The organism is Actinotignum sanguinis, from assembly GCF_003957255.1.
Classification (GTDB): Bacteria; Actinomycetota; Actinomycetes; order Actinomycetales; family Actinomycetaceae; genus Actinotignum; species Actinotignum sanguinis.
In genome coordinates, this window is record NZ_QDIE01000006.1 from 1 (window position 1) to 26,097 (window position 26,097).

Genomic DNA, 26,097 nt, shown 5'->3' on the forward strand with positions numbered 1-26,097 from the left:
CTGCACATTCCACCGCAGGTGTCAAGGAAGCAAGCTTATTGAGGTACTCGAGCTCAATAAGGCTGACTTTTCGTTGCTATGGCAGGGCAAACCCCGGATATGAGACCCACTTTTTGTCTATTAACCCTGCAACAGCCTAAAGGGCACCTGGGGCCTACAGGAGACTTGGGGCCTATAGGAGGCCTATAGGACACTTGGTGTTGGTTTCACCTCGACTTTCCGCACCGTACCACCACAAATCAGGACCCTAACTCGGCTTAAATGTAAGTGCCGAATCCGAAATGAAACAGGCGTATACCCCACGGATGCCGGAGTCTGTCCGGGTGGTGAGACACGCGTCGTCGTCGCGCTTAAAGCAAAATCTCGCACAAAATGGCGAGTTTTCAGCGATTTCCGTCACACGGGACTATTGTCCGAAGAAATGCTCTACGCCAGCTGATAAAAGTCTGAGTAAATTAAGTTATGCTTGACACATGGAAAATCATCAAGATTTCAGTGGTATCCCCACTGACCTAGAGGAGCACAAGGTTGCCAGGTGGGCGTCGCTCCTCGCTAAAGCCACCTGGGTTGTCCTCGCGCTTGGACTCGTTATCGGGCTGGTCTTCTGGGCCACGGCAAGCGGAAGTACCGGGCAGGATCTTGGCGTCCTGAGCTGGTGCATCACTTTTGCTGCTTCCATCGCCTTGATGTCCATCCGCCAATTCCTGCTGTCGGAAAGGAGGTAACGGGCCATGCTCATGCAAGGTATTACCTATAACACCACTATGGCGCTCGTTGCCGGTGCGATTATGGTGCTCGTGGTTCTGTTCGCCCGCGTGGCTGCGAACCCGAATCATCGCACCCTCGCCGGGTGGGGTTGGACTTTCGTCGCTACTGGTGCCTTCCTGGGGATCACCGGTATTCACATGACCCTGACCTGGCCGCTGGCCCAGATCGACGGCGCTTTCTGCTGCTCCGTTGATAACATCACTTTCGGCGAGCCGGCCGCCTTCTACGGAATTCTGACCTTCATCGCCGGTATTGCGATTCTGCGCGCTGAAAAGCTTGCGGACAAGGGTGTACGTCCCTTAGATCTGGTGGCCACGCTGCGTCCGCTTCTCTATGTGGCGGCTATTGGTGGCTTCGGGCTGGTTCTTTTCGGTATCGCGGGTATGCACTTCGGTATGTGGCGTCCGCCGGAAATTGAGCCGGTTGCGCGCCTCATGGCCGGATCGCTCATCGAGCCGCTGCTGGTCATGTTCCTGTACGTGGGTACCGGGGTTTCGGCGATCCTCTCCCCCTTCGTTCCTGATAGCAAGTGGGTGGCACGTATTGCCGCGATCCTGACCTGGGGCGTGGGTATGCTGTGGATCTTCCTGTCCTTTACGGTGTTCTACAGCCACGTGGGCTTCTTCCCGCAACCGGACGGTTCCTATATCTAAATAATCTCATCGTCACGCGGTAGTTTTTCACTGCTACCGCCAAGATAATCCGCGGGGTTCGGTACTGCTCGTCACGAGTATCCGGGCCCCGCGGATGTATATGTGATTGCTATTTCCAGACGTACTTAGGATTACGGGCGCGTATTACCCTTCCTGCGGGGCGCGGATAGTGGGGCACGCTTTTGCGGAAAGTTCTGAGGCGGTGATTGCCGACATCTAGAACGGGTACGGAAGTCTGGCTCGAATACGTGCACAGGAATGTCACGGTCATGCGCGGGATCAAGCACACCGTAGCCCTCCGAACCATAAACAACAAGAGCAGATGGTTGTTTTACCTCACAGATTTGCCGGATTTCTTCTTTGACGACTGTGCGATTTTGGCGGTCCTTAACGCAGCCATCCTTCGCTGACCATATAAGTTCCTCCTAAAATAGTTTCTTGCTGTCAGGTCATACTGGCAGTGTGATTCATGCAGCGGTATTACTGCTATGGCAATGGTGGATAGACGACGATGTTAGTCGTGATGTCGATAATCTTCGCCGGAAAGTCCCGGTAATCAAGTGACAGGTATTGGTTGAGGCGTCTGGGGCCATCGTGCAAAATCTCTTGGATTTCAATATCAACAACAAAGAACTCATCGTACTCGGGATCATCCATCTCTATCCCGAGCTCTCCGGCATTGTCGCTTCCGTAAGCCGTATCGAAAACACCGATGTATTCTTCACCATCAGCAAAAGCGATGTGGTAGCGCGCATTTTGATGATTCCAGTGGTATTCCTCCAGATGACCTGCCTGCGAGTGTTCTTCGGGATGATCAATTTTTGGACACATGGTATTCCTCCCTTGGCGTAGCAGGAACAATATGAGCTCCCGTCTTTGAATAGTGAATATTTACCCACGTCGTCGGGACTGATCGCGTGGAATTGGGGGAGCGGTAGTTTCCTATAATCACTCCAAAATTAACGGTTTCCTTGTTCGAGGTTTTGCCGCGAAGAGTGCCCCTGCCAGCATGCCGGAGAACAAGTCTCTGGATCGTGAGAATATCGACTGTCACAGGTGAACGTGACGGATCGTATTCAGGCTGGCCGGGCATGTGCTTAGCCTGCCTGCCGAAATGAACTTCAGTGGTGAACCCGTAGATTTCGGGAAACTTGAGCTTGTGATAGGGAATGAGCTTGCTTCGCGGCTTACCCATCCACACCCCCGATACAAGATCAGTACAACTTCATAAGAGAAGGCGTAGGTTTACAGAATGGTTTTTAAATAGTGTTCATAGCCAGCTTCTAGCTGGTCTATATGCCGCTCCTGGCGTCATCATTATGATACATTTGCGATTATACTTTTGACTAGCACACTGGGGTATAGTGCGTAATATCACATGCTATTATACGGTGTACACACTTATTTCAATGGCGCACTAACACAGCAGCGGCCAGGAGGCTCCCGAAAGAGCCCCCTGGCCGCGATCTTCCCCGCGCTGGGAAGTAACCGAGTGCGGATCCATATCCCCTACCGCCGCTTAGCTTTGCAGGAGAGCGAATTCCTCCTTGCTGGCGTAGGAGGTTTGGGTGCCGCGTTTCGTTACCGAATCAGCAGCATACCGATTGGCCATCCGCAGGGAATACTCAATATCGCCGGTAGCTACCACATAATGCGAGAAACAGCCGATAAATGCATCGCCCGCACCGGTGGTATCCACCGCCTCCACCGGCGTTGCCGGCAGCAGCATATCCACGCCCTCGGCCACCCAGAGCACTCCCCTACCGCCGAGCGTCACAATAACGTTGCGCATCCCCGCCTCCAGCAAGGTGTGCGCGGCGTTGCGAACATCCGGGATTGTTTCTACCGGCATCCCGGTGAGTAGCGATAGCTCACTTTCATTAGGCGTGAAATAGGTGCAGGCTCGCACCCGGGACAGCAGCAAATCCGGTTGCGCCGGTGCCGGGTTCAGCAGCACGTCGATTCCGTGTTTCACCCCAAAATCAATAGCGTAATAGACCGTTTCCAACGGAATCTCCAATTGCAAGACGATAAGTTTGCATCTGGAAATCTCCGTTGCCGCGGCGTCAATATCCGCCGGAGTGAGCAAAGAATTAGCGCCCTGCACGATAATGATGGAATTTTGCGAATCCGGATTGACGAAAATAGGAGCCACCCCAGATGTTGCTGCGGTACGCAGCACATAGGTGGTATCAATCCCGTTGCGCTCGAAATTCGCAACCGTGTTATCAGCAAAAAGGTCATTTCCTACCCGGGTGACCATGCGTACGGCAGAACCGAGGCGTGCGGCCGCTACCGCTTGATTGGCTCCCTTCCCACCGCAGCCGAGGGCAAAATCGGGTGCTTCCACGGTTTCGCCATCGCGGGGCATGCGGTTGATATAGGAAATAAGATCGACCATATTTGAGCCGATTACTGCGATATCCATTAGTGTGCCTCTTCTGCTGTGTCGTTCTTAGCGGTGCGCGAATCAGAAATATCCTTACCGCATTCCCCCGTTTCCAGACCCGTATGGACCCGGAAACTGCGTGTGCCGCCTGGCTCCACCCAGATGAGAGTGCCGGCCTCCTTCGCGGCCAGGAAACCTTCGGGCCGGCTGGTCCCCGGAAGAACAAAAGCAGCCACCTGCTGGTCTAAAGTCCAGAGAATCCACCGGGTCGCCACGGGGAACTGCGCCGTCGAAAATTCCGTGAAGAAAGCGTGCCCCTCCGGGGACGCGAGCTCAAAACGTGCGCTCGTTCCGTAACGAGGCAGATCATCCGCAAAATACACGATTTCGGGATTGAAGTTTTCCGCGCCTTCCAAAGAATCTGCATCGATCTCACCGGCGATGATCCGCTGATTCAACTCGGTCCACTCCGGTGTGGGCGTCACGTGCGCCGGAATAGAGCGGCGTAACTGGAAACTGCCCGCGGGAAGCGATTGGCGCATCACGCCGCCGGGCACGAAGGCGTAATTCATATGGCACATGTACTGGAGTGGCATGGGTTGGCAAGGCGAAAGGTTCTCCACATCCATGCCGATAGTGAAAGTTGTGGCCCCAGCTCCCAGCGAAACCGTGGGCGTCGCCCGGTAGTGGTCACCAAATCCGCGTGCATATTCATAGCTGGATGCTAGCCGAATTGCGCCGTCGTTCCCGGAACCATCGATCTCCACCCAAGCCCGGTCCATAGCGGCGCAAGAAAACTCCCCGTGCAGGACGTGGCTATCGTCGGGGCTGGGACATCCGGCTGCGAGTAAGCCAGAATGGAAAGCGAAACAGCCGTAGGTGTCCGAGATTTCGCGAGCTGGGCGCGGCTGAGTGAACATATTTTTCATGCGCAACGAGATACCGTCGAATTGGGCGTCCCAGATAATTCCACCCATAAAGGGAAGTACCTCAATATATCCACGCGAATTATGCACCGTGAGCGCAGCCACCCCCGAGGGATAGCGATGTGCAAGCACCCTAAATTCTGAAGATTCGGCAAGGCACCGCGGTGCTTCGGTGAACTGATCCTCACGCAGATTAATAGTGAACGTCATAATGATCTCCTTTGTTCATAACAGTGACGTCTCAAAACAACACGACGAGCGGGAGGGCTCTAGGCGGCGATCCCGGCGCGATCCTTACGGTAAATAGAGAAGAAGTAGATGAGTACTGCCACGAAGCAGCACAGCGAGACAATAAATGAGGTCTGCATCGACCCCGTCTTATCGGAAACAAGCCCCTGAATAACAGGGATCACCGCACCGCCGATAATAGACATAACAATCACGGCCCCGCCGGTTTCTGTATGGCGCTTATCCTCAATTGCGTCGAGGGTACGCGAATAAATGGTGGCCCAGCACGGTCCGAATAGTCCCGAGGTTACGATGGCGGCGTAGACAGCCGTCATATTCGGCACCAGTACCACGTAACTGAGGGCAGCCACCCCGGCCAGGGAATACAGTACGAGAACGAGATTTTCGTTCAGCTTCGTCATGAGGATATTCGCAATGAATTTCCCGGTGAAGAAAGCCGCGAAGGCCCACACCATGTAATTACTTGCGGTGCGCTCATTAATCGAGGTGTCGAGCGTGAGTGCGAGGCGAATCGTGAAAGACCACACCGCCGTCTGCATACCCACGTAGAGGAATTGGGTGAGGATTCCGGTGCCGAAGCACTTATTGTGGACAAGATAGCGCAGTGTTTCACCGATAGATGCCCGGGACTGGTGGTGCGCGGCGTTGAGCGGTTTACACGAGGGCAGCTGCGTGAGCGCCACCAGAATAAGTACGACGGCGAGCACCAGAATAATGAACCTATAGGGCTGCAAAGTGCGTTGGAGCATCTCCTGCGCAAATTGGGTTTTCTCCAGGCCGCTGAGATCATCGAGCTGCTTGTGGAGCGCCTCCCCTTCGGTGAAAATAAGATATTTGCCGAGCAGAATTCCGAAAATGGAACCAAGCGGGTAGAAGGTTTGAGAAATATTCAGGCGCAGGGTGGCACTACGCCGCGGCCCGATCATCGTGGAATAGGTATTGCACGAGGTTTCCAGGAAAGAAAGCCCGGTAGCGATAGCGAAGAGCGCTGCCAGGAACACCGAGTACGTTGCCATATGGGAGGCCGGGAAGAACATCGTGCAGCCGATGATATAGCAGCTCAGGCCCACCAAGATTCCGGTTTTATACGACCATTTCCGGATCACCCGCGAGGCGGGAATAGCCAGCAGGAAATACCCGCCATAGAAGGCTGATTGCACGAAAGCGGAGGCGAAATCCGAGAGTTCGAAAATTGATTTGAATTGGGTGATGAGAACGTCGTTGAGGGAGGCAGCTGCTCCCCAGAGCGGGAAACAAATGGAAATGAGAATGTACTGAATAAGCGGGGTGCGATTTAGATACCCGTCATGCAGCTGGAGGGAAGGATCTTTAATAAGGCCGAAGCTAGTATTGGCAACTCCGGATTCTTCTTGGGGCGGTGTTATGACCGGCCGTGTTGGGGCGTCATTGCCCGCTTGTCCTGACATGAATATTCCTTACTTTTGTCAATACTCACCCGCGGGTGGTGGGCAGCGGCTCCTGTGCCACCCCACCTCCCGGACGGAGAATATTCTTTTATTTTTACTGGTACTTGTTCTGGTGCTTAGTGTGTTTAGTGTTGTAATTCCGCGAGGATCTGGACTCCCGCGGAAGCTCCGATACGATTTGCGCCGGCTTCCACCATGGCGCGGAAATCAGCGGCGCTGCGGATTCCGCCGGCCGCTTTCACGCCCATGTGCTCCCCCACTGTTGCGCGCATGAGGGCGACGGCATGTTCCGTAGCCCCGCCGGAAGAAAACCCTGTTGAGGTTTTCACGAAATCTGCGCCGGCACGCTGGGCCGCCTGGCAGGCACGTACAATCTCGTCGTCACTCAGCAGGCAGATCTCAATAATGACTTTAACCAGAGCGCTTGGGTGCGCCGCACCTACGACGGCGGCGATATCAGCCTCCACATCTTCCCAGCGCCCATCGCGTGCGGCACCCAGGTCGATGACCATATCGACTTCGGTAGCTCCGTGCGCGATAGCGTCGCGAGTCTCGAAAGCTTTCGTTGCCGAGGTACTGGCACCCAAGGGGAAGCCAATAACGGTGCAGACCTTGACACCGCTACCCGCAAGCAGCGCCGCGCAAGTTTCCACCCACACCGGGTTAACGCATACCGATGCTGTTCTCAGGTTGCGGGCCTGGGCGCACAATTCTTCAATCTCGCTGCGGCGGGCATCGGCTCGCAAAAGAGTGTGGTCGATGAGCTGTGCGGGACGTGAATAATGATCGAGAGCGGGCATCATGACTCCTTTGTATGTTTCCCACCGTGATTCACGCTGATAGCGGGAAACTCCGAAACTGTAGCTTCCCCTAGCAGCCTCACGCTACTGATATAACACCGTTCCCGGTGTTCACGAGTGAATCTAGACGAGAGAGCCACTGCGTGCCACGCGCTGCACCGCGCCCGTTCCGCTTATAAAATCGCACCAGCTCGCGGAAAAACCACCGCTGCGCCGGTGCGAGGCGGGCATATTGCCACCGATGTTCGCGAACGGAACATTTGTTCCGCGGCCGCGTATCCTTAGCCGCTCGGATTCCCGGGCACACGTTCACGGTTCAGACCGTGCGCCTCAGGCCATCATCGTCAAATCGCGCGCGGTTCCCACATCGGTGACCAGGCGCGATACGTATCCATTGGCCAGGGCCGCGTAAATAGCCTGGAGTTTATCCGGTCCCCCGGCAACCAGGATCTTTTGTTCTTTCTCACGCAGCTCCGGAAGGCTAATCCCGGTGGCCCGGTTATTGAGATCCGGGAGGCATACCCGGCCCTGCGCGGTAATGAAGTGGGTACAGATATCACCAACCGACGCGGTGAGCAGGCGCGTCATATCGGCATCTTCCAGGCGAAAACCCGCCAGATAAGCCAGATTCGAACGGGCATCGCCCACGGTATAGAGAACCACCCGGGTGCTGGCCCGCTGGGTCCGGGTAGCTCGTAAACGCGCCTTGACATCCGGATCCTCACGTTGCTGCGCAGTGAGAAAAGCCGGGAGCTGGAAATACACGGCCTGTCCACCGCAGGACGCAGCGATGCGTTCCATCACCATCGTTTCATCAATAGTGCGAACACATGCCCCAATACAGCACGTCAGTTGAATAATGGCAACGCCTTTGCGAGCAATACGGGGCATATGCCGGGAGACCGCTTCGGTGGTGCGGGACAGACAAATGCCGATAGCGTCGCCGTCGCGAATCTGTTCGCTGAGCACCTGCGCTCCCACGCGCCCGAGGGCCTCGCGCATATCTTCCGGCGCGGAACTGGGCGGACTAACCAGGCGCACATCCAGTAAATTGAACCGTTCGCTCAAACGCGCGCAGAGGAAGGCATCATCTTCACGCGGATCATTGACGGTAATTCGCACAAAACCGCGCTTGCGTGCGTGACTGAGCAGCTTGGAAATCGTGGAGCGAGCCAGGTGCATGCGCTGGGCTACCTCATCCTGACTGAGTCCGGAGTAATACAGCTTTGCGGCGTCGAGCGCATCAATATCCCGCGCAGAAAGACCAGAATCCACAAGCACCACCTCGCCTCGGTACCGCACCATAGCTCACCACCGCTAGTGTAAGCGAGGCCGCCCGCGCACGTAACAACGCGGGTGCTGCGGCGTCGTTCCACCCGGGACCTGTGATTACACCCGGGCGCGGGCTTAGCGTTAGGATGGAAAGCGGTATTGGCGGGGCACGCGCCACAGCTGTGCATCGGCCGATACCGTGACGGTGAGATCCCCAAGGAGAGGCGAGTAGATCTAGTGAGCCACGACCAAGATATTCAGCTCCACGACTCCGTTGACCGCACCACGGCCCGCTCCCCCGAAGATTTTGACGCCCCGCTGCGTGCGGTTGTGCGGCGCCTGAGCACGATGCTCGGCCAGGAAATCGCCCAGCAGCACGGGGAAGAAACCCTCGATCTTATTGAGAAAGTACGCGCGGCTGCACGTGACCTCGATTCGGAAACGGCGGCCTCGGAAGTGCAGCGCTCTCTGGATGATATGTCCACGGATACCGCCATTATTCTCACCCGCGCTTTCGCGGAATATTTCCTGCTGGCCAACGCCGCGGAGCAAACTTTCCGCATTAAGGTGATCGGTGATAAAGAACCGGCCGAATCGTGGGTGCCGCGTGCCATTTCGCGTATTTATGACGCGGTCGGGCTGGAAGGCTTGCAAAAAACTGTCGATTCGCTCGATATTCGCCTTGTTTTCACCGCTCACCCCACCGAAGCGCAGCGGCGCGCCGTGCTCACCAAGCTACGCCGCGTTTCGGAAATTGTGGAAACGGAAACGGAAGAAGGCAGCGAAGAACGCGCCCGCCAGGATCGCGAACTCGCCTCGGTGATGGAGAGCATCTGGCTCACGGACGAACTGCGCCGCGTGCAGCCCACTCCCCTGGACGAAGCCCGCAATGTCATGTGGTACCTGCGCAGCCTCTACACGGATACTCTTCCCGATGTCATCACGGATTTCCGTGACGAATTGGAACGTTACGGCGCCCACCTTCCCGAAGATGCGGTTCCGATCCGTTTCGGATCCTGGATCGGCGGGGACCGGGACGGCAACCCGTACGTAACGGCGGACGTTACCGCGGATGTGCTGCGGTTGCAGTCCAGCACCGCCATCGACATTGCGGTGTGGTTCGTTAACCGCGCGATGCTCAGCTTGTCGATTTCCTCGCGTCTTTCGGGCGACGACGCCGCACTGCTAGCTTCCCTGGAAGAGGACTTCCGCTTCCCGGACCTTGTGGATGAGGATTCACGGGCGCTTTACGCCGAAGAACCCTACCGGCTCAAGCTCGGCGCGATTCGCTCCAAACTCAATAATACGAAGGAGCGCATCACCACCGGGGCGGAGCACATTCCCGGCCATGATTACGCCACCGGATCGGAAATTCAGGCAGAATTCCAGCTGCTGCGCGATGCGCTGCGCCGCCACGGAGCCGAACGGGTAGCCGATGGCCTACTGGCTACCGCCCAGCAGATTATTCACGGGATGGGCCTGGGGCTAGTTATTTTGGATGTCCGCGAACATTCCGAGAAGCATTTTGAACTGCTCAACGAATTATTCAATCGCTTCGGTGGGCTGGATACGGATTACGCATCATTGAGCCGGGAAGAACGCACGGCGCTCCTGGGGCGGGAACTGGCCTCGGCTCGTCCGCTGGCACCGGCTCTCATTAACACCGATGATTCGCCGCTCACCGAGAGTTCACAAAAGACGTTCGAGGTGTTCCGGGCGATTCGCCAGGCCCACAAAATTTACGGGACCGATGCCATTACCACCTACCTGGTCTCTATGACCCACGGTCCCGATGACATCCTCTCCGTGGCGCTGCTGGCCCGCGAAGCTGGGATTATCGATCTGGAAAGCGCGGAGAAGCGCGCAGATCTGGGATTTGCTCCGCTATTGGAAGAAGTGCCGGAACTACGCCGGGCCGGGGAGATCCTCGATACCCTGCTTTCCGATCCTTCCTATCGGGAAATTGTGCGCTTGCGGGGTAACCGGCAGGAAGTAATGCTGGGCTATTCCGATTCCAATAAGGATGCGGGTGTGGTGACCTCCCAGTGGGAAATCCACCAGGCGCAGCGCCAGTTGCGCGACGTCGCCGCACGCCACGGCGTGACCCTGCGGCTCTTCCACGGCCGCGGTGGTTCCGTGGGGCGCGGGGGCGGGCCCACCTATGACGCGATTTTGTCTCAGCCCTACGGCGTTCTAGACGGGGAAATTAAGTTCACCGAACAGGGCGAGGTTATTTCCGATAAGTACACGTTGCCGGCTCTGGCCCGGGAGAACCTCTCTCTCACCCTGGCCGCTGTCATGGAAGCCTCCGCGCTGCACCGAGAACCGCGTAATAGCAATGTGTCGCTGAGCCGCTATGACGAAGTCATGGACTTCCTCAGCGGGGCTGCCTACCAGCGCTATCGGGTTCTTGCTGATGACCCGGATCTGCCCGAATACTTCGTCACCTCCACCCCGGTGGAATTGCTGGGTGATCTCAATATTGGATCGCGCCCCTCCAAGCGCACCACCTCAGAAAAGGGCTTGGATGGTCTGCGGGCTATTCCCTGGGTTTTCGGGTGGACCCAATCCCGCCAGATCGTTCCGGGGTGGTTCGGTGCTGGTTCCGGACTCCGCGCTGCCCGGGAAGCCGGGTACGGTGAGGACCTAAAGAAGATGGTGCGCGGCTGGCAGTTCTTCCGCACCACGATGTCCAATATCGAAATGACCCTTGCGAAAACTGATATGGATATTGCCGGGCATTACGTGCGCACGTTGGTGCCCGAGCGTCTCCACCATATCTACGCGGAGATTCGCGAAGAATACGAGCTGACAGTGCGCGAGCTCGAGGCGCTGCTGGCCGAAGATGACCTGCTCGATACCCAACCGGTTTTGCAGCGCACCTTGCGCATCCGCGATCAGTATCTCAAGCCGATCCATTACCTCCAGGTTGCCCTGCTGGCGCGGGTACGGGCCGATGCGGCTTCCGGTAAGGAACAGTCAGCCGATGAGCAGCGCGCTCTCCTCACTACTATTAACGGTATTTCGGCCGGAATGAAGAATACCGGATAAGCGTTATGAGAACCGTATGAAGCGTGCGGCGAACTCACCGCGCGAGATGAGGCTCAGTACCGGCAAAGGCGCCGGTGCTGAGCCTCATTTTTATTTTCTGTGGCCTTTATTAAGCAAAACCCTGTGTTGTGGGCGGCACCGCACTTATTTTTACACTAAACTGAAACCGTGGAACGAACATATGCAAGAAGAGTGGGTAGGAAGCAACGCTTCAACGCTGACGATGTTATTCGCGCAGCGAAGGAAGTTGGCGTCTATACCTTCACCATGAGTGATATAGCAAACAAGATCGGTGTCGCTACGCCCGCGGTGTACCGCCTCTATGATGGCCGTCAGGACATTGTGGATGCGGTCGTTCGGCGTGCCGCCGATGAAACACCAATTGTGCAGGCGGGCACGGATTGGCACGAAGCCATCAACCAGGCGGATGCGAATCTGCGGCGCACCCTGGATGATTTCGAGGGGCTGGCTGAAGTACTCCTGTGCAACCCGAAATTGACGGTGCATTTTGCGCGTCAGCTCCAAGGTCTCTCCCGGGCCTTGGAAGATGGCGGTTTCTCGCATCAGAAAGCGGTGGCTTTCGCTTTTATGGCGAACGGACACACCATTATCAACTATGTTACGGAAATGGCTTTCCGTAACATCGATCTGGCGGGTCTGGAGCTGTTGGAGAAAACAGGGCCGGATCTTATCCCCTTCCTCAAGGATGCGGCGGAGGATCCCGCTGGCGCCCTGGACGGCTACAAAGCCGTTCTGCTGCGTTACCTGGAGGAACGCGAGGACTAAAACGCGGTTTCCTGCGGTAACGCGGGGTAGCAATGAGGCAGCTACCGCATCGCAAACAGTTATTAACCGGGCGGGTACCGAGAACACGGTACCCGCCCCTTAGTTTGCGCCCGCTACTGGGTGACGCTGGCCTGGATAACCGCGAAACTGCGCAGTTCTACATCCAAGCCCCGATTCTTAGGCTGGTCGGCGGTATTATGCGGGGCGCGCTCCCGGGCCTCGGCCCAGGCATCATAAGAATCCTGGGCATCCCAGCCGGTAACCACGTAGTACTCCTCCACTCCGTTCACCGGCCGCCACAGCTGGAAGAAGGAGAAACCGGGTGCCGCATCCACGGCTGCCTTGCGGGCCGCGAAGCGTTGCTCGATAACTTTTTCCATCCCGGGAAGGAACGATAGCGCCACGATAGAAACGAAAGACGCCGGCGGGGTGTTTCCGTGCTCAACTTCGGGAAGCTCGACTACCTCGAACTCGAGAAGCTGAGCCCCCAGGTCCGCATTGCCGGGCGCTTGCCGGGCCTCCTCCATCTTGCGCGGATGCGCGGCCGGGTCACTACGCCACGCGGTGAAATCCTCGTCGGATTCCCATTCGGTGACCACCAGGTAGCGGTCACTTCCTTCCAAGGGGCGCAGCAGCCGGAAAGAACGGAAACCGGGCCGCTGGTCCACCGCACCTTCGCGAGCCGCAAAACGAGCCTCGAAACGCTCGGCAGCGCCTTCCGGAACAGAAATAGCATTGATTTTAACGACGGTCATGGAGGCTCCTTCACCTAAAACAACGGGACGTGAACCATAGTAACTCTCTTCGCGCCCGTGCTCCGCATGGTGGAAACTTCACCCTCCACTCCCCCGGGAGTGCCACAATAGAGCCCATGCCTTCCCACGTATCAGATGTGCGTTTTGGAGCACAGATGGCCGCGGGTGCGGGCCTGGGAATGATTCCTTTGGGCATGGCCTTCGGACTTCTCGTCATTCAGTACGGCCAACCGTGGTGGCTCGCTCCCGCGCTGTCTTTCTTTATTTATTCCGGCTCGGCCGAGCTGCTCGCCGTCGCCCTCATCAGCGCCCAGGCCCCGGTCCTCACGATTCTTCTCACCATCTTCTTCGTGAACGTGCGCCACGTTTTCTACGCGTTTTCGTACCCCATCGCGCAGCTCCGGCATCCCCTCGCGCGCATGTACTGCGTCTATTCGCTCACCGACGAAACTTACGCCATAACCACGTCGCATCCGGGCGTGTGGAACCAAGGCCGGCTCATCTCCCTCCAAGCCGTACTTCAGGCTTGCTGGGTGGGCGGCGGACTGCTGGGAGTGGCGATTGGTGGGCTCCTCCCCGGCCAGATTCGAGGCGTCAATTTTGCGCTCGTCGCCCTCTTCATTGTTCTCGCCCTGGATGCTTTCCACGCCCGCCGCGATATTCCCGGCGTGCTCGGTGCCGGCCTCGCGTTTCTCTTGGCGCAGCTGTGTGTGCCGAGCGCGCTCCTTCCGGTTGCGATGAGTTTCTTCGCGCTTTTCTTAGTGATGCGTTTCGTGGTGCGCACTCGTTTCAAGAAGAACGACGCCGCCGCTTATGACGGCGGCGCACATGGGGAGAATAGAGGTCTTTTATGACCGCCTATCTCCTGGCCGTCCTGCTGGGTTCTTTGGCTCTCATGCTGTGCCTGCGCGGCGTTCCTTTCCTTATTCTTCACCCGCTGCGCCGTTCGCGCCTGGTGCGAGCGCTGTCAGTTTGGCTCCCGGTGGGGGTGCTGGTGATTTTGGCGCTGGCTATGGTCCGCAGCGAAGTGCTTCCCATATCTGCCGCATCGCTACTACGCGTGGGAGTGGCCAGTGCCGTCACGATCCTGGCCCACGAGCTTTCCGGGCGCCGCATGCTCGTCTCCCTGGCCGCCGGCACCCTCACCTACATCGGCTTGTTGGCGATCTAGAATCTGGGGTGACGGCTTGTTTCCGCTGGAGGCGAGCAAAGACTGCTGAGGAGGATCCAGATGTCTGAGGTGCGCAAACGCAGTTTCTTGCGCAGGCACCCCTACTTCGCGCAGCTTGCCCTCGCTTATCTCATTGCCGTTCCCGGACTCATTATTTATTCGGCATGCACGGGGCAGATTAACCCACACGCTTCGTGGTGGGATGCTGAAGGGTTAGTTTTACTGTTATTCTTCCTTACGCTCCTGCCCTGGGTAACCACGTATCCGGTTATCCTCACCTGTTACCAGGTGATCACGCTCATCACGGCGATACGGGGCAAGCCGCTGTCGATCGTGGAGGCAGTGCATGATGTCTGGACTATATTCCTAGCGCTCAGCTTCCATGTGGCCGCTATCTCGATAAAACACAGCGTGGTCTTTTATGCCGATTGGCCGGAGCAGCTCGTCAATGACCAGACGCATACGCCGATCCACACTGATTTTCAGCCATTTTTAGCGCTGCTGTGCCTGGTATGCGCGCTGGCTTTTCTTTACGTGCGGCTCAAGCCGCTGCACGAGATTCCGCCGCTTCTCACGGTTCTCTGCTTCTCGTGCATCTATCTTGGTAACGCCATTGTTATTGTGTGGACTATCCAAACATTCCGGCCCGACGGACCGGAGAGCCTCATCCTTTTACTACCGGTCACAGTGGTGATGCTGATATCCGCGAAAACAATCATTGCGAAAATCCACGAATTTCATACCCACACGTCCCAGGACGCCGAGGAAGCACGCGCGGACGGAGCAAGCGTACTCGCCTACCTGGAAAAGGTTTTGTCGCAAGCCAGAAACTGGCCGCTTCTCGCCCTGCTCGGTTTGATACCTGTATTGGGGATATTCCTCCTCATCACGGTGCTCTTCGGCCAGGAACCAGACGCTGCTATCAAAGCCTTTACGGAAACAAGTGACTGGACGCTTTCCGAGCGGGTATCACCGCCCAACACTTTCTACGATGAGCACTATCTATGTACCGTGGCCGCCGGCGGGCACCCGGCCGTGGTCAAACCCGTCCGCGACGGGGTGCGCGGCGGGCATCGCATCACCGTGAATCGCCAGCTCCTTATCGCTAACGCTTTCGAACAGGTCCTGGAAGAAAAGACCCCGAGGCTGCATCGGGTGATCCGCAGATTCTATAATCGCTACGGTTTTCCGCTCTCGCGCCTCATTCGCACCCGTCTGGCAGCTGACATCGTGTGGATCGCCATGAAGCCTCTGGAATGGATATTCTTGGTCGTTATTTACCTCGTTGATGCCCGCCCGGAAGATCGGATCGCAATCCAATACACCGGGCGCCGCCGCGAGTATATCACCGGGCCAACTCACGCCGAATTCACCGCCCAGGTCAGCTAAGAAAAACGCGCCAACGCAGTGGGGAGCAGATCCGGATGCCCGGATCTGCTCCCCACTCATTGCGCGGTGCGCACTAAGCGCACGGTGCGGATTTATTTAGCGCTTGACACGCGCCGAGCCGCCGCGGGCGAGGTTCTCCACCTCGGCGCGGGTGGCCATGGTGGTATCACCCGGAGTGGTCATGGCGAGGGCGCCGTGTGCGGCCCCGAGTTCCACGGCCTTCTGGACGTCACCGTATTCCATGAGCCCGAAGATGAGCCCGGAAGCGAAGGAGTCTCCCCCGCCCACGCGGTCGAAGATCTCCAAGCCATCACGCTGGGTAGCTTGCACGAAGCCCTGGTCGCGCTTCCACGCCACCGCGCCCCAGTCGTTGATGGTTGCCGAACGCACCTGGCGCATCGTGGTACCGATGGCCTTGAAGTTCGGGAAGGTTTCCGCAGCCTTCTCAATCATCTTGTGGAAGGACTCCACCTGGAGGTTATCGAGGTTTTCGTTGGCGCCTTCGATTTCCAGACCGAGGCAGGCGGTGAAGTCCTCTTCGTTACCGATCATGACATCCACGAAGGGTGCCAGGGACTTATTGACCTCCTGCGCGCGGGCCTTGCCCCCGTGCAGATTCCACAGGGAGGGACGGTAGTTGAGGTCATAGGATACGACAGTGCCGTATTCCTTGGCCTTCTTGATAACCGCCAGCGCAGTTTCCGAAGCCTGCTCCGAAAGGGCCGCGTAAATGCCCCCGGTGTGCAGCCAGCGCACTCCAAGTTCACCAAAGAGGTAATCGAGATCGATATCCTCCGGCTTGAGCTGCGAAATCGCAGTGTGAGCCCGGTCGGAACACCCGACCGCTCCCCGCACCCCGAAACCGCGTTCGGTGAAATTGAGTCCGTTACGAGCCGACTGGCCGATGCCGTCGTCGTCGACCCAATGAATGAAACGGGTGTCCAGGCCACCGGTGAGGATAAGATCCTCGAGCAGCAGGCCCACTTCATTGCGCACCAGAGAGGTCAGGATCGCGCCGCGCTTCTGGAAAGCGCGCCGCAGGCCGCGAGCCACGTTGTATTCCCCGCCGCCTTCGGAGGCGGCGAACTGGCGCGTGGTGCGGATACGGCCGGCACCCGGATCCAGGCGAAGCATCACTTCACCCAGGGAGACAATATCGTAGGTGGTTTCCTCGGCGGATTTAATCGTCAGGGCGTCGCTCACTTGCGAATCTCCTTAGCTAGATCGGATGCTTCTTGGGATAGGCGGGTGATCTCCGCGAAGTTCCCGGAGGAAATGAGATCGCGCTTGATCATCCACGAACCCGATACGGACAGGATTGCCGGATCGGAGAGCCATTCGGCCATATTCGCGAGCTTCACGCCGCCCGAGGGTACGAAGTAGGTATTCGGGAAGGGACCGCGCAGGGCCTTAACCATGGGCAGCCCGCCCGCTTCCCCACCGGGGAAGAACTTGACCGCGGTGGCACCGTATTCCAGAGCCATCATGATTTCCGTGGCGGTTTGCACGCCGGGAAGATACGGGATCTGGCGTTCGGCTGCAACGTCGGCCACACCGGCGCTCCAGCCCGGAGATACGAAGAACTTCGCGCCCAAGTCCGCGGCGGTTTCCGCTTGAGCCCGGGTAAGCACCGTTCCGGCACCAACCGTCATTCCCTCAACATCGCGCATTGCCTTAATGGCTTCCCCACCGGCAGCGGTACGGAACGTCACTTCGGCGCAGTGGATACCGCCGGACACCAGGGCGCGGGCGGCGTCGGGCGCCTGCGCGGCGTCGTCGATCACCACAACGGGAACAATGGGGTGGGTTTCCAGGAACGGACGAACATCTGGAAGTTGCTGAGACACTACTTTGCCGCCTTCTTCATCTTGTCGATGCCGTCCCACAGCCCGAGGAGGTACTGGGTGCCCAGTGCCCGGTCATACAGCGGGTAACCGGGGCGGCCTTCTTCGCCCCAAATCATGCGGCCGTGATCGGGACGCACGTAAATATCGGGGCAGGTATCGTAAATCGCTTCCACCGCGGCCTGCATATCGAGGTCGCCATCCGCGGACCAGTGGGCCGCTTCCTTGAACGTCTTTTCGCCCAGGTACTTGACGTTACGCAGGTGGGAGGCGGCAATACGGCCGCGCTCGCCCACGTAGCGCAGGATCTCAGCGACGTTATTGGACGGGTTGGAGCCAAGCGAGCCGATGCACACGCACAGAGAGTGCATCGGGGAATCATTGAGGGCCAGGATTTCCTTGATGTCATCCAGGCTCTTGTAAGCGCGCGGAATACCGAAGAGATCCCAAGCCGGATCGTCGGGATGGCAGGCCATCTTGATGCCGACCTTTTCACAGGTGGGGATGATGCCGTCCAGGAAGTACTTCCAGTTTTCGCGCAGCTTTTCCACCGTCATGTTCTGGTAGAGTGCCATGACTTCGTCCAGCTTAGCCAGGCGTTCGGGTTCCCACCCGGGCAGGGTCAGGCCGCCGGATTCTTCGGCTGTCTTATTGACGATATCCTGCGGGGTCATACCGTCGATCTCAGAGTGATCGTAGTACAGGCAGGTGGAGCCATCTTCGTTCACGTGAGCGAGCTCAGTGCGCAGCCAGTCAAAGACCGGCATGAAGTTGTACACAACTACCTTGACGCCGAATTCCGCGAGGTTTTCCAGCGTGGTGCAGTAGTTCTTGATGTATTCGTCACGGCTGGGCAGCCCGAGCTTGATGTCCTCGTGGACGTTCACGGATTCGATGATCTCGCATTCGAGCCCGGCTTCGTGAACCTGGTCAATAAGAACCTTAATTTCGTCCTTTTCCCAGTTCTCCCCGGCCGCCTTGTAGGACAGGGTGCCCATAATTCCGGACACGCCCGGAATCTGCTTGATGTACTGCAGCGGAATGGGGTCGTGACCTTCGCCGTACCAGCGGAATGTCATTTTCATTAGTTGATCTCCTCGTGAATAGTGGCACGCACAGCGCCGGGACCGGCAATGAGCTTGGTAAACAGGGCTTCGACCTTCTCCGCCAGCGGAGTGGTATACAGGTCGAGGCCGAAGATATTGGCATTGGACAGAATGGGCTTGAGCACGGCGTGAGCGTCAACGCTATCGCCGAGCTTAATTCCCTTGAGGTGCCCCTGGAGTTCCTCCAGCAGCGGATCGGATGACGGCGCGAATTCTTCGCCGTCGTCCGCGATGCCGAGCAGATACCGTGCCCACACCGCGAAAACGAGCGGGATCACGCGCAGCTTGTCCATATCCAGACCGCGGCGCTGGTATTCCTGCAGCGTGACACCGAAACGAATCGGAATCTTCTGCGAGGTATCCATGGCGATACGGGCCGGATTGTCCGGCAGCGCGCTATTGGGGAAACGTTCCTCGAGCACTTCGCGCACGAAGTCCTTCGGATCGATAATTCCCGGATCGGTTACTACCGGCATCGCTTCATCATAGGCGAGGATATTGACCATCTTCGCCAAATCGGGATCGCGCATTTCCGAATCGATGGTCGGGAAGCGCATGACCGTACCGGACACTGCCAGTGCGGTGTGGAGCGGGTTGAGGCAGGTGGTGACCTTCATCCGCTCGAACTTATCGCAGGTTTCGCGATCGGTGATGTACACGCCGTAGTCCTCAAAGGGCGGGCGTTCGGCCGCGAACTTATCTTCGATAATGAGGTATTCGGTGGGTTCGGCATTGACGAACCCGGCGATCGGGGTGCGCCCGAGGTGGTCAATACCCATGTCGGTGAAGCCGAGACCGGTGAGGTATTCCGAAACTTCTTCGGAGGGGCGCGGGGTGATCTTATCGATCACGGAAATTGGGAAAGCAACCTTGGTGTCATCGCTGACCCAGTCCAGGAAGTCCTGGCTGAGCGCGCCACGCTCCACCCACCCGCGGGCGATCTGCAGCACCGAATCGCGCAGCTTATCACCGTTGTGGGAGAAGTTATCCGCGGAGATGAAGTTAATGGGTGCGCCGCCCGCCTGGTAGCGATGTGCGAGGAGCCCGGCCAGCAGCGCCATGGTGTTCGCATGGTTAGCGTACGGATCGGAGGCGATATCCGCGCGGGTGGCTTCGGAAAGCTCACCCTGGGAATCCTGAATAACATAGCCCTTTTCGGTAATGGTGAGGGTTACCGTGGTCATCTCCGGCTTGGTGAAAATGGAGACGAGCCGATCAAAATCGCCATCGCGGCGGGTGGCCAGGCCATCGGCCAGACCCGCGATAACGCGGGTATCGCGCTTGTCCCCGGAAAGAATGACGCCGAGGGTCAGCAGATCAAAAGCTTCGAGCTGTTTTTCCATTTCAGCGGGATCCATGGGAACCACACCGGTAATCGGCCAGTACTTGCCGTCCGCCAGCATGTCATCCGCGATGCGGGCCAGGAAAATCCGGAAAATATTACCCGGGCCGATATGCACCCAGCGCGGGTTGGTGCGCGCACGTTCCTGCGTAGCGGCCACATCAAAAGCCGGAACTTGAATACCGGCTGCTTCGTAATCACTCGCGTGGGAGAGCGAGCTGAGATTGAGTTTCATATACATCACCTTTGATAGTTGGATCGGGACGGCTCCACGTACGATCCACCGGCGGCCGCCCCGCAGGAGCACCAGCATGCGCCGCGTTCCTGCCGTGAGGTCACCCGGTGAGTGAACACCGCTCCCGATGCCACCACCCAGTATTCCTTTATACGACGACGAACCGGCCGGGCACCCCCGCACCCGTATGTTTCTTTACGTGAAACGCCCGTTCGTACGTATGAAATGATTGTACCTCATTTCCACTCCGGACGGCACCCCTTCGTAACGTGTGAAGTATTCGGATTCCGGGCCTTTTCTTATTCAACACTGACTGGCTGACGCACCCGCTTCGATGTTTCACATATTGAAATCGCGCGGTATAATTTTCCCGGCCTGCAGTTACACCCTCGTAGAGTAAAGGAGCTTGAGGTGTCCGGTACTTCCCCTGAGGAGCGCGCTCCGCTCTCCTCCATTGATCGCGCGTTGCTCGTTGTCGAGTTTTTAGCACGTCGCGGACCGGAAGGTGCCCCACTCTCCGATATTGCAGCCGCGGTAGAGTCAAATAAGGCCACCGTTCACCATACCCTGCGCTCGCTGCGCTACCGGAATTGGGTGGATCAGGATCCTGATAACGGCTACTACTTCCTCGGGGACGGCGTAGATCCGATTATTCGCTACACCACCCGCACCCAATTCGTGGTTGACCAACTCCACCCGGCTTTAGTGGCTATTTGCCACCGCTATAACGAGCTCGTGCACCTGGGTAAGCTCTCCGGCCAGGTGGTGACCTACCTGGATAAGGTAGAGCCGGATCGGCCCATCCGGGTGGTGTCCTTTATCGGGCGTAACGCCCCGGCGGTTACCACCGCTCTCGGGCGTGCTCTCCTGGGCGCGAATAACGTGACCGGCGCGGAAATCGACTGGTATCTGAGTGTTCCTACCGATAATCCGCCCACCCGCGCCACCATCGAAGAGTGCATTGAGCACGTGCACCGCTACGGCTGGGGTATGGAAGTGGAAGAAAACGAGGCCGGGATCGCGTGCGTGGCGGTTCCTGTCGATCTGAAAAACGGCGAGCGGGTGGCGGTCTCCGTCACTGCGCCCGCCGAACGCCTGGGAGCGGCTACCCGCGAAGCGGTGGCATACGGTATCGCGGAGGAAATCACCGCTATTGCCGGTTCCACCGGCGTGAGTGTTCCGGAAGTGCTGCTACCGCGCTCTGCGCGCTAGCCGGAGCGCCGTGGGGAGGGACCGCGGTGGGAGGTTTCCTGCCGCGGCCCCTGCAAATAGTGGAAGTACGACGCCGCTGGCAGCTGCGCCGTCGTGCCACCCCGCTACTTCTTGCGCCGTTCGCGCACCCGAACCGAAATCTGGAGCGGGGAGCCTTCGAAACCGAAAGTATCCCGCAAGCGGTTCTCCAGGAAGCGTCGGTAACCGGCCTCGATAAAGCCGGTGGCGAAAAGCACGAAGCGCGGCGGCCGGGTGGATGCCTGGGTGCCGTACAGGATACGCGGCTGCTTGCCCCCGCGCACCGGATGCGGGTGCGCGGCCGCCAATTCGCTGAGGAAAGCATTGAGTTTGCCGGTGGGAATACGCTGGTCCCAGGATCGCAGCGCGGTCGTCATGGCATTGGAGAGCCGGTTGGTATGCCACCCGGTTTTCGCCGAGAGATTGACGCGCGCGGCCCATTGGATCTGCACCAGCTCCCGCTCGAATTCGCGGTCAAGTTCGAAGCGGCGTTCCTCATCCACCTCGTCCCATTTATTGCACACAATCACCAGGGCACGCCCCGCATCAATGACCTGCTGAATCACGCGAATATCCTGCTCGGTGAGCGGCTCGGAAGCATCAATGAGGGCCAGGGCCAGCTCCGCTTCCGCCAGCGCACGCTGAGTGCGCAGATTCGCGTAATAATCCGCACCGCGAGTTTGGTGGACCCGCCGGCGAATCCCCGCGGTATCCACAAAAGTCCACGGGGTACCGTCCAGCTCAATGACTTCGTCAACCGGATCGCGAGTGGTGCCGGCAATATCACTCACCACGGCGCGGGTTTCCCCAGCTAACTGGTTGAGCAGGGATGACTTCCCTACATTCGGGCGCCCCACAATCGCGACCCGGCGCGGGCCACGGCGCGCGGGACGTGCCGGCACCTCACGTTCGGCAGGAAGCGCGCCGATAACCACGTCAAGAAGATCGCCCGAACCGCGCCCGTGCAGCGCGGAAACGGGATACGGCTCCCCCAGTCCCAAGGACCACAGGTAAGCAGCATCCGGTTCCTGCTGGGGCGAATCTACCTTATTGGCCGCCACAATCACGGGCTTGCGCGAACGCCGCAACACCCGCACCAGGGCTTCATCGGTATCCGTCATGCCCACGGTGGCATCCACGACGAAGATCACAGCATCGGCCTGTTCAATAGCAATTTCGGCCTGCAGCGCGACGTCGCGATCCAGCCCTGCAACATCACGTTCCCATCCGCCGGTATCCATGAGGAGGAAACGGCGATCCGCCCACTCGGCTTCGTAAGAGACCCGGTCACGGGTCACGCCCGGAACGTCCTGCACCACGGCCACTCGTTTGCCAACAATGCGATTCACCAGGGAGGACTTCCCCACATTCGGGCGCCCGATCACCGCTACCACGGGTAGTGCACGGTTCGCCGCCTGTTCCTCGGGTTCTGCACCGGCCAGGAGCGCCAGATCGGCCTCGTCCAGATCGTAGGCATCCAGACCGGCCCGGAGTACGCGTTCGGCGTCGTCCGGGGTGGTCCCCTCCGCGCTCATATCGCGGTATTCCTCAGTCATTCCTGTTCCTTTCGAGAGCCTTGTGCCAGCGCCCGCACCGCGGCCACCACGTCCGCAATACTCATCTGAGAAGAATCAATTGTAACGACTCCATCGCGATCTTCCAGGAAAGAGGCGACCGTCGAGTCCTGTGCATCCCGTTCGCTCACTTCCGCGCGGGTCGCGGCCAGGGCATCGGGCGCCGCGCTTCCGCGCACCTCGCGGGCTCGCCGTGCCAAACGGGTTGCTTCCGATGCGGTGAGAAGAATTTTTGTGGGAGCATCCGGGGCGACGACGCTAGTGATATCGCGCCCCTCCACCACAATGCGCGGGTGGGCCGCAATAATGGCCCGCTGCCGGGCAATGAGCTCGGCGCGTACATCCAGGTTCACGGCTACCTGAGAAACCACCCGGGACAGCTCCGGAGCGCGGATAGCGGAGGTGATATCTTCCCCTTCGCAGATCATCACCTGGTTATCAGGATCGAGCGGCATCTCGAGTTTCATTGCCCGCACCACGGCTGTCACGGCAGGCTGGTTGGTGAGTTCGACTCCGGCGCGCTGCGCGGCCCACGCGGCTGCCCGGTACATTGCCCCGGTATCGAGATAGCACAGTCCTAGCTCCCGGGCGACCTGGCGGGAAACGGTCGATTTACCCGAGCCGGAGGGCCCGTCAATAGCGATGGGATAGCCCGCGGTTTCGGGGCGCGGGGCGCCTGCCGTGCTCATCTCACTCATGCTCTCCTCCTTCAATAAAAGCCTGCCACCGGCGCGCGGCGAGCGCCGCGGTGAGATCCCTGGCGGCGGCCGGCGCTACGGATAGCCGCGCCCGCCCTACTTTTTGGGCCACGGAATGTTCGAGCGAAAAATCTTCAATATTGACCCCGATCTCACCTACCTCGGTGAAGAGTCGGCCCAATTCACCCGGGCGGTCCGGAACCAGGACGGTTACTTCGGTATAGCGCTGGGGAGCTCCCCCGTGTTTGCCGGGAATACGCGCGACCCCACACCCACCTGCAGCCACCACCGCGGCAACTGCCCGGGCCAGCCCGGGAGCCTGCGCCGCCCCCGCGGCTTCTTCGAGCGCGGTTGCCAAATGCGCGGTGCGCTCGGCAATATCGCGGAGCACCGGAGCTACCGCCGCGCAATTACAGGCGATAATCGCCGTCCATAATTGCGGATCCGAATGGGCCAGCCGAGTCATATCGCGTAAGCCTTGGCCTGCGAGGCTCAGCTCGGTAGCCGCGGCGTCGTTTAACGTACCCGCCAGCAGGGAGGACACCAGTTGCGGAACGTGACTGACAAGGGCGACGGCGCGGTCGTGCGCGCTTGCCTCCACCAGAATCGGCATGGCCCCGCAATCTAAAGCCAGGGTGCGCAAGCGCGCAATATCTTCCTCGCGGGTTTCCGGGCGCGGGCATATTACCCACGGGCGGCCCTCAAAAAGATCGGCGTCCGCGGCGATCGCCCCGGAACGTTCCCGGCCGGCCATGGGATGGCAGCCCACGTAGCGGGCTCGCTGGGGATGCGCCGCGAGACGATCTTCCACCGCGGCCTTGACGGAAGCAACATCGGTAACGAGCGCCGCCGGGAAGCGATCCAGGGCCGCGCTCACAACCTGCGCCGTGACATCCGGGGGAACCGCAACCACCACGAGGCTCGGCTCCCAGGCATCTTCGGGCGGTTCCTCCCCCGCACCCAGATCACGGGCAAGGGCCGCCGCGAGCGGGGAAGCATCCTCCAGGTACACCGGGATATCGCGCAGCCGCAGCCGCAGCCCGAGGGAAGCGCCCAGCAACCCCGAACCGATAATAAGGACCGGACCGGCGTGCATCACATCCCTACCGAATGCATGAGGGCCGAGAGCTCACTTCCCGCAATAACCCGGCTTTTCCCGGGTCGCAGCCTCCCGGCGTCAATAGTGGCGAAACGGGTGCGCACCAGTTCCATAACCGGGTGCCCCACTTCGTCCATGATGCGGCGCACAATCCGATTGCGACCCGAATGTAAGGTGAGTTCGACGATGGAATTGCGCGGCTGCGATTCCCGCAGTACGAATTTATCCACCCGGATGGGGCCGTCCTCCAGGGTGATGCCCTTTTCCAGCACCCGCGCGAGGCCCCGCGTCACCTGGCCTTCCACCCGCGCCACGTAGGTTTTCGGAACCTCATAGGAGGGGTGGGTGAGCCGGTGGGTGAGCTCGCCGTCGTTCGAGAGCAGAATCAGACCCTCGGTATCTTCGTCTAGGCGCCCAACGTGGTAGAGCCGTTGCTCGTATTTCTCCACGTACTGAGCGAGGCTCGGGCGGCCCATATCATCATCCATGGTGGATACAACCCCCGGCGGCTTATAAAGCGCGACGGTCAACAAATCGGGTTTCACCGCAATGGGCATGCCATCCACGTGGATGGTGTCACGCTCGGCATCCGCGCGTGTTCCCATTTCGGTAACGACGGCGCCGTTGACAGCCACCCGCCCCTCAGCAATGAGCGCTTCGCAGGCGCGCCGGGAGCCCACCCCCGCGTGGGCCAGGATCTTTTGCAAGCGTTCTCTCATCTTATTTCTCTTTCCACATCTTCAAGGTCGGTTGCTTCGGGCAGGTAGGGCGCCAGGGGCGGCAGGTCATCCAGGGAGTTCATGCCCATGGCTTCGAGGAAATACGGGGTGGTCGCATACAGGACCGCACCGGTGGACGGCGTAGTGCCCGCTTCGGCAATGAGGCCGCGGGTTGCGAGCGTCCGCACAACTCCATCAACGTTCACACCGCGAATCGCCGCTATCTGCGCACGGGTAACAGGCTGCCGGTAGGCGATCACCGCCAGCGTTTCCAGAGCCGGCGTGGATAGTTTACCCGATTGCCCGCGGGTGACGTGGGCGAGAACAACGTCCGATACCAGCGGATTGGTGTAGAAACGCCACCCTCCCCCGGCCTCGCGCAGCTCGAATCCGCGCGGGCGCCCGTTGCGATATTCCCGCGCGAGATTTTCTAGCTCGGTGCGGGTCTCCGCTTCGCTCAGACCCACCGCTTCGGCAAGGGTGGCTAGGGGAACCGGGGTGGCCGCCACGAAAAGCACCGCCTCGAGTGCGGTGGCGGGGCAAAGATCGGCCACAGATTCTCCTTTATTCCTCCGGATTCGGCGCGGCGCGCCGGCAATGCGAGCCTATAGGCC

25 protein-coding genes are annotated in these 26,097 nt (G+C 59.0%); 8 read left to right on the top strand and 17 right to left on the bottom strand.

From position 1 onward, the window contains the following. Positions 1 to 473 precede the first annotated feature (473 nt). Entirely contained in the window at positions 474 to 725 is a 252-nt protein-coding gene (locus DDD64_RS02670; RefSeq protein ID WP_016442796.1) for a hypothetical protein, read from the top strand. Positions 726 to 731: 6 nt separating this feature from the next. Then, on the top strand, positions 732 to 1,421 hold the full coding sequence (locus DDD64_RS02675; RefSeq protein WP_026429366.1) for a DUF981 family protein: 690 nt from the start codon (positions 732 to 734) through the stop codon (positions 1,419 to 1,421). 486 nt (positions 1,422 to 1,907) lie between these two features. On the opposite strand, the gene DDD64_RS02680 is transcribed toward DDD64_RS02675, so the two are convergent. The 7 genes from DDD64_RS02680 to DDD64_RS02710 form a co-directional block, all read right to left on the bottom strand. After that, positions 1,908 to 2,252, bottom strand: coding sequence for a YxxD family cognate immunity protein YxxD (locus DDD64_RS02680; protein WP_241227349.1), 345 nt, complete (start codon positions 2,250 to 2,252; stop codon positions 1,908 to 1,910). Beyond that, positions 2,236 to 2,616: a polymorphic toxin type 50 domain-containing protein gene (locus DDD64_RS02685; RefSeq protein ID WP_126134904.1), complete on the bottom strand. Its 381-nt coding sequence runs from the start codon at positions 2,614 to 2,616 to the stop codon at positions 2,236 to 2,238. The genes DDD64_RS02680 and DDD64_RS02685 overlap by 17 nt, the downstream gene beginning before the upstream one ends. A gap of 324 nt (positions 2,617 to 2,940) precedes the next feature. Next, positions 2,941 to 3,849: a ribokinase gene (gene rbsK / locus DDD64_RS02690; RefSeq protein ID WP_126134905.1), complete on the bottom strand. Its 909-nt coding sequence runs from the start codon at positions 3,847 to 3,849 to the stop codon at positions 2,941 to 2,943. Continuing rightward, positions 3,849 to 4,946 (bottom strand): aldose 1-epimerase family protein, encoded by a 1,098-nt coding sequence (locus DDD64_RS02695; protein ID WP_126134906.1) that lies wholly within the window; start codon positions 4,944 to 4,946, stop codon positions 3,849 to 3,851. The genes rbsK and DDD64_RS02695 overlap by 1 nt, the downstream gene beginning before the upstream one ends. Positions 4,947 to 5,005: 59 nt before the next feature. Beyond that, on the bottom strand, positions 5,006 to 6,412 hold the full coding sequence (gene fucP, locus DDD64_RS02700) for an L-fucose:H+ symporter permease (RefSeq protein ID WP_241227350.1): 1,407 nt from the start codon (positions 6,410 to 6,412) through the stop codon (positions 5,006 to 5,008). 125 nt (positions 6,413 to 6,537) lie between these two features. After that, on the bottom strand, positions 6,538 to 7,212 hold the full coding sequence (gene deoC / locus DDD64_RS02705) for a deoxyribose-phosphate aldolase (RefSeq protein ID WP_126134907.1): 675 nt from the start codon (positions 7,210 to 7,212) through the stop codon (positions 6,538 to 6,540). Positions 7,213 to 7,542: 330 nt separating this feature from the next. Next, on the bottom strand, positions 7,543 to 8,487 hold the full coding sequence (locus DDD64_RS02710; protein WP_164545882.1) for a sugar-binding transcriptional regulator: 945 nt from the start codon (positions 8,485 to 8,487) through the stop codon (positions 7,543 to 7,545). Positions 8,488 to 8,721: 234 nt separating this feature from the next. Between DDD64_RS02710 and ppc the strand changes: the two genes are divergently transcribed. Together ppc and DDD64_RS02720 are read left to right on the top strand one after the other, a co-directional pair. After that, positions 8,722 to 11,535 carry a phosphoenolpyruvate carboxylase gene (gene ppc / locus DDD64_RS02715; RefSeq protein WP_126134909.1) on the top strand — a complete coding sequence of 938 codons (2,814 nt, stop codon included), beginning with the start codon at positions 8,722 to 8,724 and terminating at the stop codon, positions 11,533 to 11,535. Positions 11,536 to 11,727: 192 nt separating this feature from the next. Next, entirely contained in the window at positions 11,728 to 12,321 is a 594-nt protein-coding gene (locus DDD64_RS02720) for a TetR/AcrR family transcriptional regulator (RefSeq protein WP_276330022.1), read from the top strand. A gap of 113 nt (positions 12,322 to 12,434) precedes the next feature. Here the strand turns inward: DDD64_RS02720 and DDD64_RS09090 are convergent, their stop codons facing one another. Beyond that, entirely contained in the window at positions 12,435 to 13,076 is a 642-nt protein-coding gene (locus DDD64_RS09090; protein WP_276330023.1) for an antibiotic biosynthesis monooxygenase family protein, read from the bottom strand. 116 nt (positions 13,077 to 13,192) lie between these two features. Between DDD64_RS09090 and DDD64_RS02730 the strand changes: the two genes are divergently transcribed. The 3 genes from DDD64_RS02730 to DDD64_RS02740 are packed head-to-tail and all read left to right on the top strand — an operon-like array spanning position 13,193 to position 15,636. Further along, the gene (locus DDD64_RS02730; protein WP_126134911.1) at positions 13,193 to 13,930 is read left to right on the top strand and encodes an AzlC family ABC transporter permease; all 738 of its coding nucleotides are present in this window, start codon (positions 13,193 to 13,195) and stop codon (positions 13,928 to 13,930) included. Next, positions 13,927 to 14,247: an AzlD domain-containing protein gene (locus DDD64_RS02735; RefSeq protein WP_126134912.1), complete on the top strand. Its 321-nt coding sequence runs from the start codon at positions 13,927 to 13,929 to the stop codon at positions 14,245 to 14,247. The genes DDD64_RS02730 and DDD64_RS02735 overlap by 4 nt, the downstream gene beginning before the upstream one ends. Before the next feature lie 60 nt (positions 14,248 to 14,307). After that, entirely contained in the window at positions 14,308 to 15,636 is a 1,329-nt protein-coding gene (locus tag DDD64_RS02740; protein ID WP_126134913.1) for a DUF6688 domain-containing protein, read from the top strand. 96 nt (positions 15,637 to 15,732) lie between these two features. Here DDD64_RS02740 and DDD64_RS02745 read toward each other — a convergent pair whose 3' ends face one another. The 4 genes from DDD64_RS02745 to DDD64_RS02760 are packed head-to-tail and all read right to left on the bottom strand — an operon-like array spanning position 15,733 to position 20,163. Continuing rightward, positions 15,733 to 16,839, bottom strand: coding sequence for a sugar kinase (locus tag DDD64_RS02745; protein ID WP_126134914.1), 1,107 nt, complete (start codon positions 16,837 to 16,839; stop codon positions 15,733 to 15,735). Beyond that, a complete protein-coding gene (locus tag DDD64_RS02750) occupies positions 16,836 to 17,483 on the bottom strand; it encodes a bifunctional 4-hydroxy-2-oxoglutarate aldolase/2-dehydro-3-deoxy-phosphogluconate aldolase (protein WP_126134915.1) in 648 nt (215 codons plus the stop codon). The genes DDD64_RS02745 and DDD64_RS02750 overlap by 4 nt, the downstream gene beginning before the upstream one ends. Continuing rightward, entirely contained in the window at positions 17,483 to 18,565 is a 1,083-nt protein-coding gene (gene uxuA / locus DDD64_RS02755; RefSeq protein ID WP_126134916.1) for a mannonate dehydratase, read from the bottom strand. The genes DDD64_RS02750 and uxuA overlap by 1 nt, the downstream gene beginning before the upstream one ends. Continuing rightward, complete coding sequence (locus DDD64_RS02760; protein WP_126134917.1) at positions 18,565 to 20,163, bottom strand: mannitol dehydrogenase family protein; 1,599 nt, start codon at positions 20,161 to 20,163, stop codon at positions 18,565 to 18,567. The genes uxuA and DDD64_RS02760 overlap by 1 nt, the downstream gene beginning before the upstream one ends. Before the next feature lie 411 nt (positions 20,164 to 20,574). On the opposite strand from DDD64_RS02760, the gene DDD64_RS02765 reads away from it, so the two are divergent. After that, entirely contained in the window at positions 20,575 to 21,375 is an 801-nt protein-coding gene (locus tag DDD64_RS02765; protein WP_126134918.1) for an IclR family transcriptional regulator, read from the top strand. 104 nt (positions 21,376 to 21,479) lie between these two features. Here DDD64_RS02765 and der read toward each other — a convergent pair whose 3' ends face one another. Genes der through scpB form a run of 5 tightly spaced genes read right to left on the bottom strand, consistent with a single transcriptional unit; the run spans position 21,480 to position 26,037 of the window. Then, positions 21,480 to 22,949, bottom strand: a complete 1,470-nt coding sequence (gene der / locus DDD64_RS02770; protein ID WP_126134919.1) for a ribosome biogenesis GTPase Der — start codon at positions 22,947 to 22,949, stop codon at positions 21,480 to 21,482. Continuing rightward, complete coding sequence (cmk, locus tag DDD64_RS02775) at positions 22,946 to 23,665, bottom strand: (d)CMP kinase (RefSeq protein ID WP_126134920.1); 720 nt, start codon at positions 23,663 to 23,665, stop codon at positions 22,946 to 22,948. Before cmk ends, der begins: the two co-directional genes overlap by 4 nt. Continuing rightward, the gene (locus DDD64_RS02780) at positions 23,658 to 24,761 is read right to left on the bottom strand and encodes a prephenate dehydrogenase (protein ID WP_126134921.1); all 1,104 of its coding nucleotides are present in this window, start codon (positions 24,759 to 24,761) and stop codon (positions 23,658 to 23,660) included. Before DDD64_RS02780 ends, cmk begins: the two co-directional genes overlap by 8 nt. Continuing rightward, a complete protein-coding gene (locus DDD64_RS02785; RefSeq protein WP_126134922.1) occupies positions 24,761 to 25,483 on the bottom strand; it encodes a pseudouridine synthase in 723 nt (240 codons plus the stop codon). Before DDD64_RS02785 ends, DDD64_RS02780 begins: the two co-directional genes overlap by 1 nt. Then, complete coding sequence (scpB, locus tag DDD64_RS02790) at positions 25,480 to 26,037, bottom strand: SMC-Scp complex subunit ScpB (protein ID WP_126134923.1); 558 nt, start codon at positions 26,035 to 26,037, stop codon at positions 25,480 to 25,482. Before scpB ends, DDD64_RS02785 begins: the two co-directional genes overlap by 4 nt. Positions 26,038 to 26,097 lie beyond the last annotated feature (60 nt).

Bases quoted from the DNA above. Each gene is read 5' to 3' on its own strand.
- DDD64_RS02670 (WP_016442796.1), top strand. From the start codon at position 474: ATGGAAAATCATCAAGATTTCAGTGGTATCCCCACTGACCTAGAGGAG.
- DDD64_RS02675 (WP_026429366.1), top strand. From the start codon at position 732: ATGCTCATGCAAGGTATTACCTATAACACCACTATGGCGCTCGTTGCC.
- DDD64_RS02680 (WP_241227349.1), bottom strand. From the start codon at position 2,252: ATGTGTCCAAAAATTGATCATCCCGAAGAACACTCGCAGGCAGGTCAT.
- DDD64_RS02685 (WP_126134904.1), bottom strand. From the start codon at position 2,616: ATGGGTAAGCCGCGAAGCAAGCTCATTCCCTATCACAAGCTCAAGTTT.
- rbsK (WP_126134905.1), bottom strand. From the start codon at position 3,849: ATGGATATCGCAGTAATCGGCTCAAATATGGTCGATCTTATTTCCTAT.
- DDD64_RS02695 (WP_126134906.1), bottom strand. From the start codon at position 4,946: ATGACGTTCACTATTAATCTGCGTGAGGATCAGTTCACCGAAGCACCG.
- fucP (WP_241227350.1), bottom strand. From the start codon at position 6,412: ATGTCAGGACAAGCGGGCAATGACGCCCCAACACGGCCGGTCATAACA.
- deoC (WP_126134907.1), bottom strand. From the start codon at position 7,212: ATGCCCGCTCTCGATCATTATTCACGTCCCGCACAGCTCATCGACCAC.
- DDD64_RS09090 (WP_276330023.1), bottom strand. From the start codon at position 13,076: ATGACCGTCGTTAAAATCAATGCTATTTCTGTTCCGGAAGGCGCTGCC.
- DDD64_RS02730 (WP_126134911.1), top strand. From the start codon at position 13,193: ATGCCTTCCCACGTATCAGATGTGCGTTTTGGAGCACAGATGGCCGCG.
- DDD64_RS02735 (WP_126134912.1), top strand. From the start codon at position 13,927: ATGACCGCCTATCTCCTGGCCGTCCTGCTGGGTTCTTTGGCTCTCATG.
- DDD64_RS02740 (WP_126134913.1), top strand. From the start codon at position 14,308: ATGTCTGAGGTGCGCAAACGCAGTTTCTTGCGCAGGCACCCCTACTTC.
- uxuA (WP_126134916.1), bottom strand. From the start codon at position 18,565: ATGAAAATGACATTCCGCTGGTACGGCGAAGGTCACGACCCCATTCCG.
- DDD64_RS02760 (WP_126134917.1), bottom strand. From the start codon at position 20,163: ATGAAACTCAATCTCAGCTCGCTCTCCCACGCGAGTGATTACGAAGCA.
- der (WP_126134919.1), bottom strand. From the start codon at position 22,949: ATGACTGAGGAATACCGCGATATGAGCGCGGAGGGGACCACCCCGGAC.
- cmk (WP_126134920.1), bottom strand. From the start codon at position 23,665: ATGAGTGAGATGAGCACGGCAGGCGCCCCGCGCCCCGAAACCGCGGGC.
- DDD64_RS02780 (WP_126134921.1), bottom strand. From the start codon at position 24,761: ATGCACGCCGGTCCGGTCCTTATTATCGGTTCGGGGTTGCTGGGCGCT.
- DDD64_RS02785 (WP_126134922.1), bottom strand. From the start codon at position 25,483: ATGAGAGAACGCTTGCAAAAGATCCTGGCCCACGCGGGGGTGGGCTCC.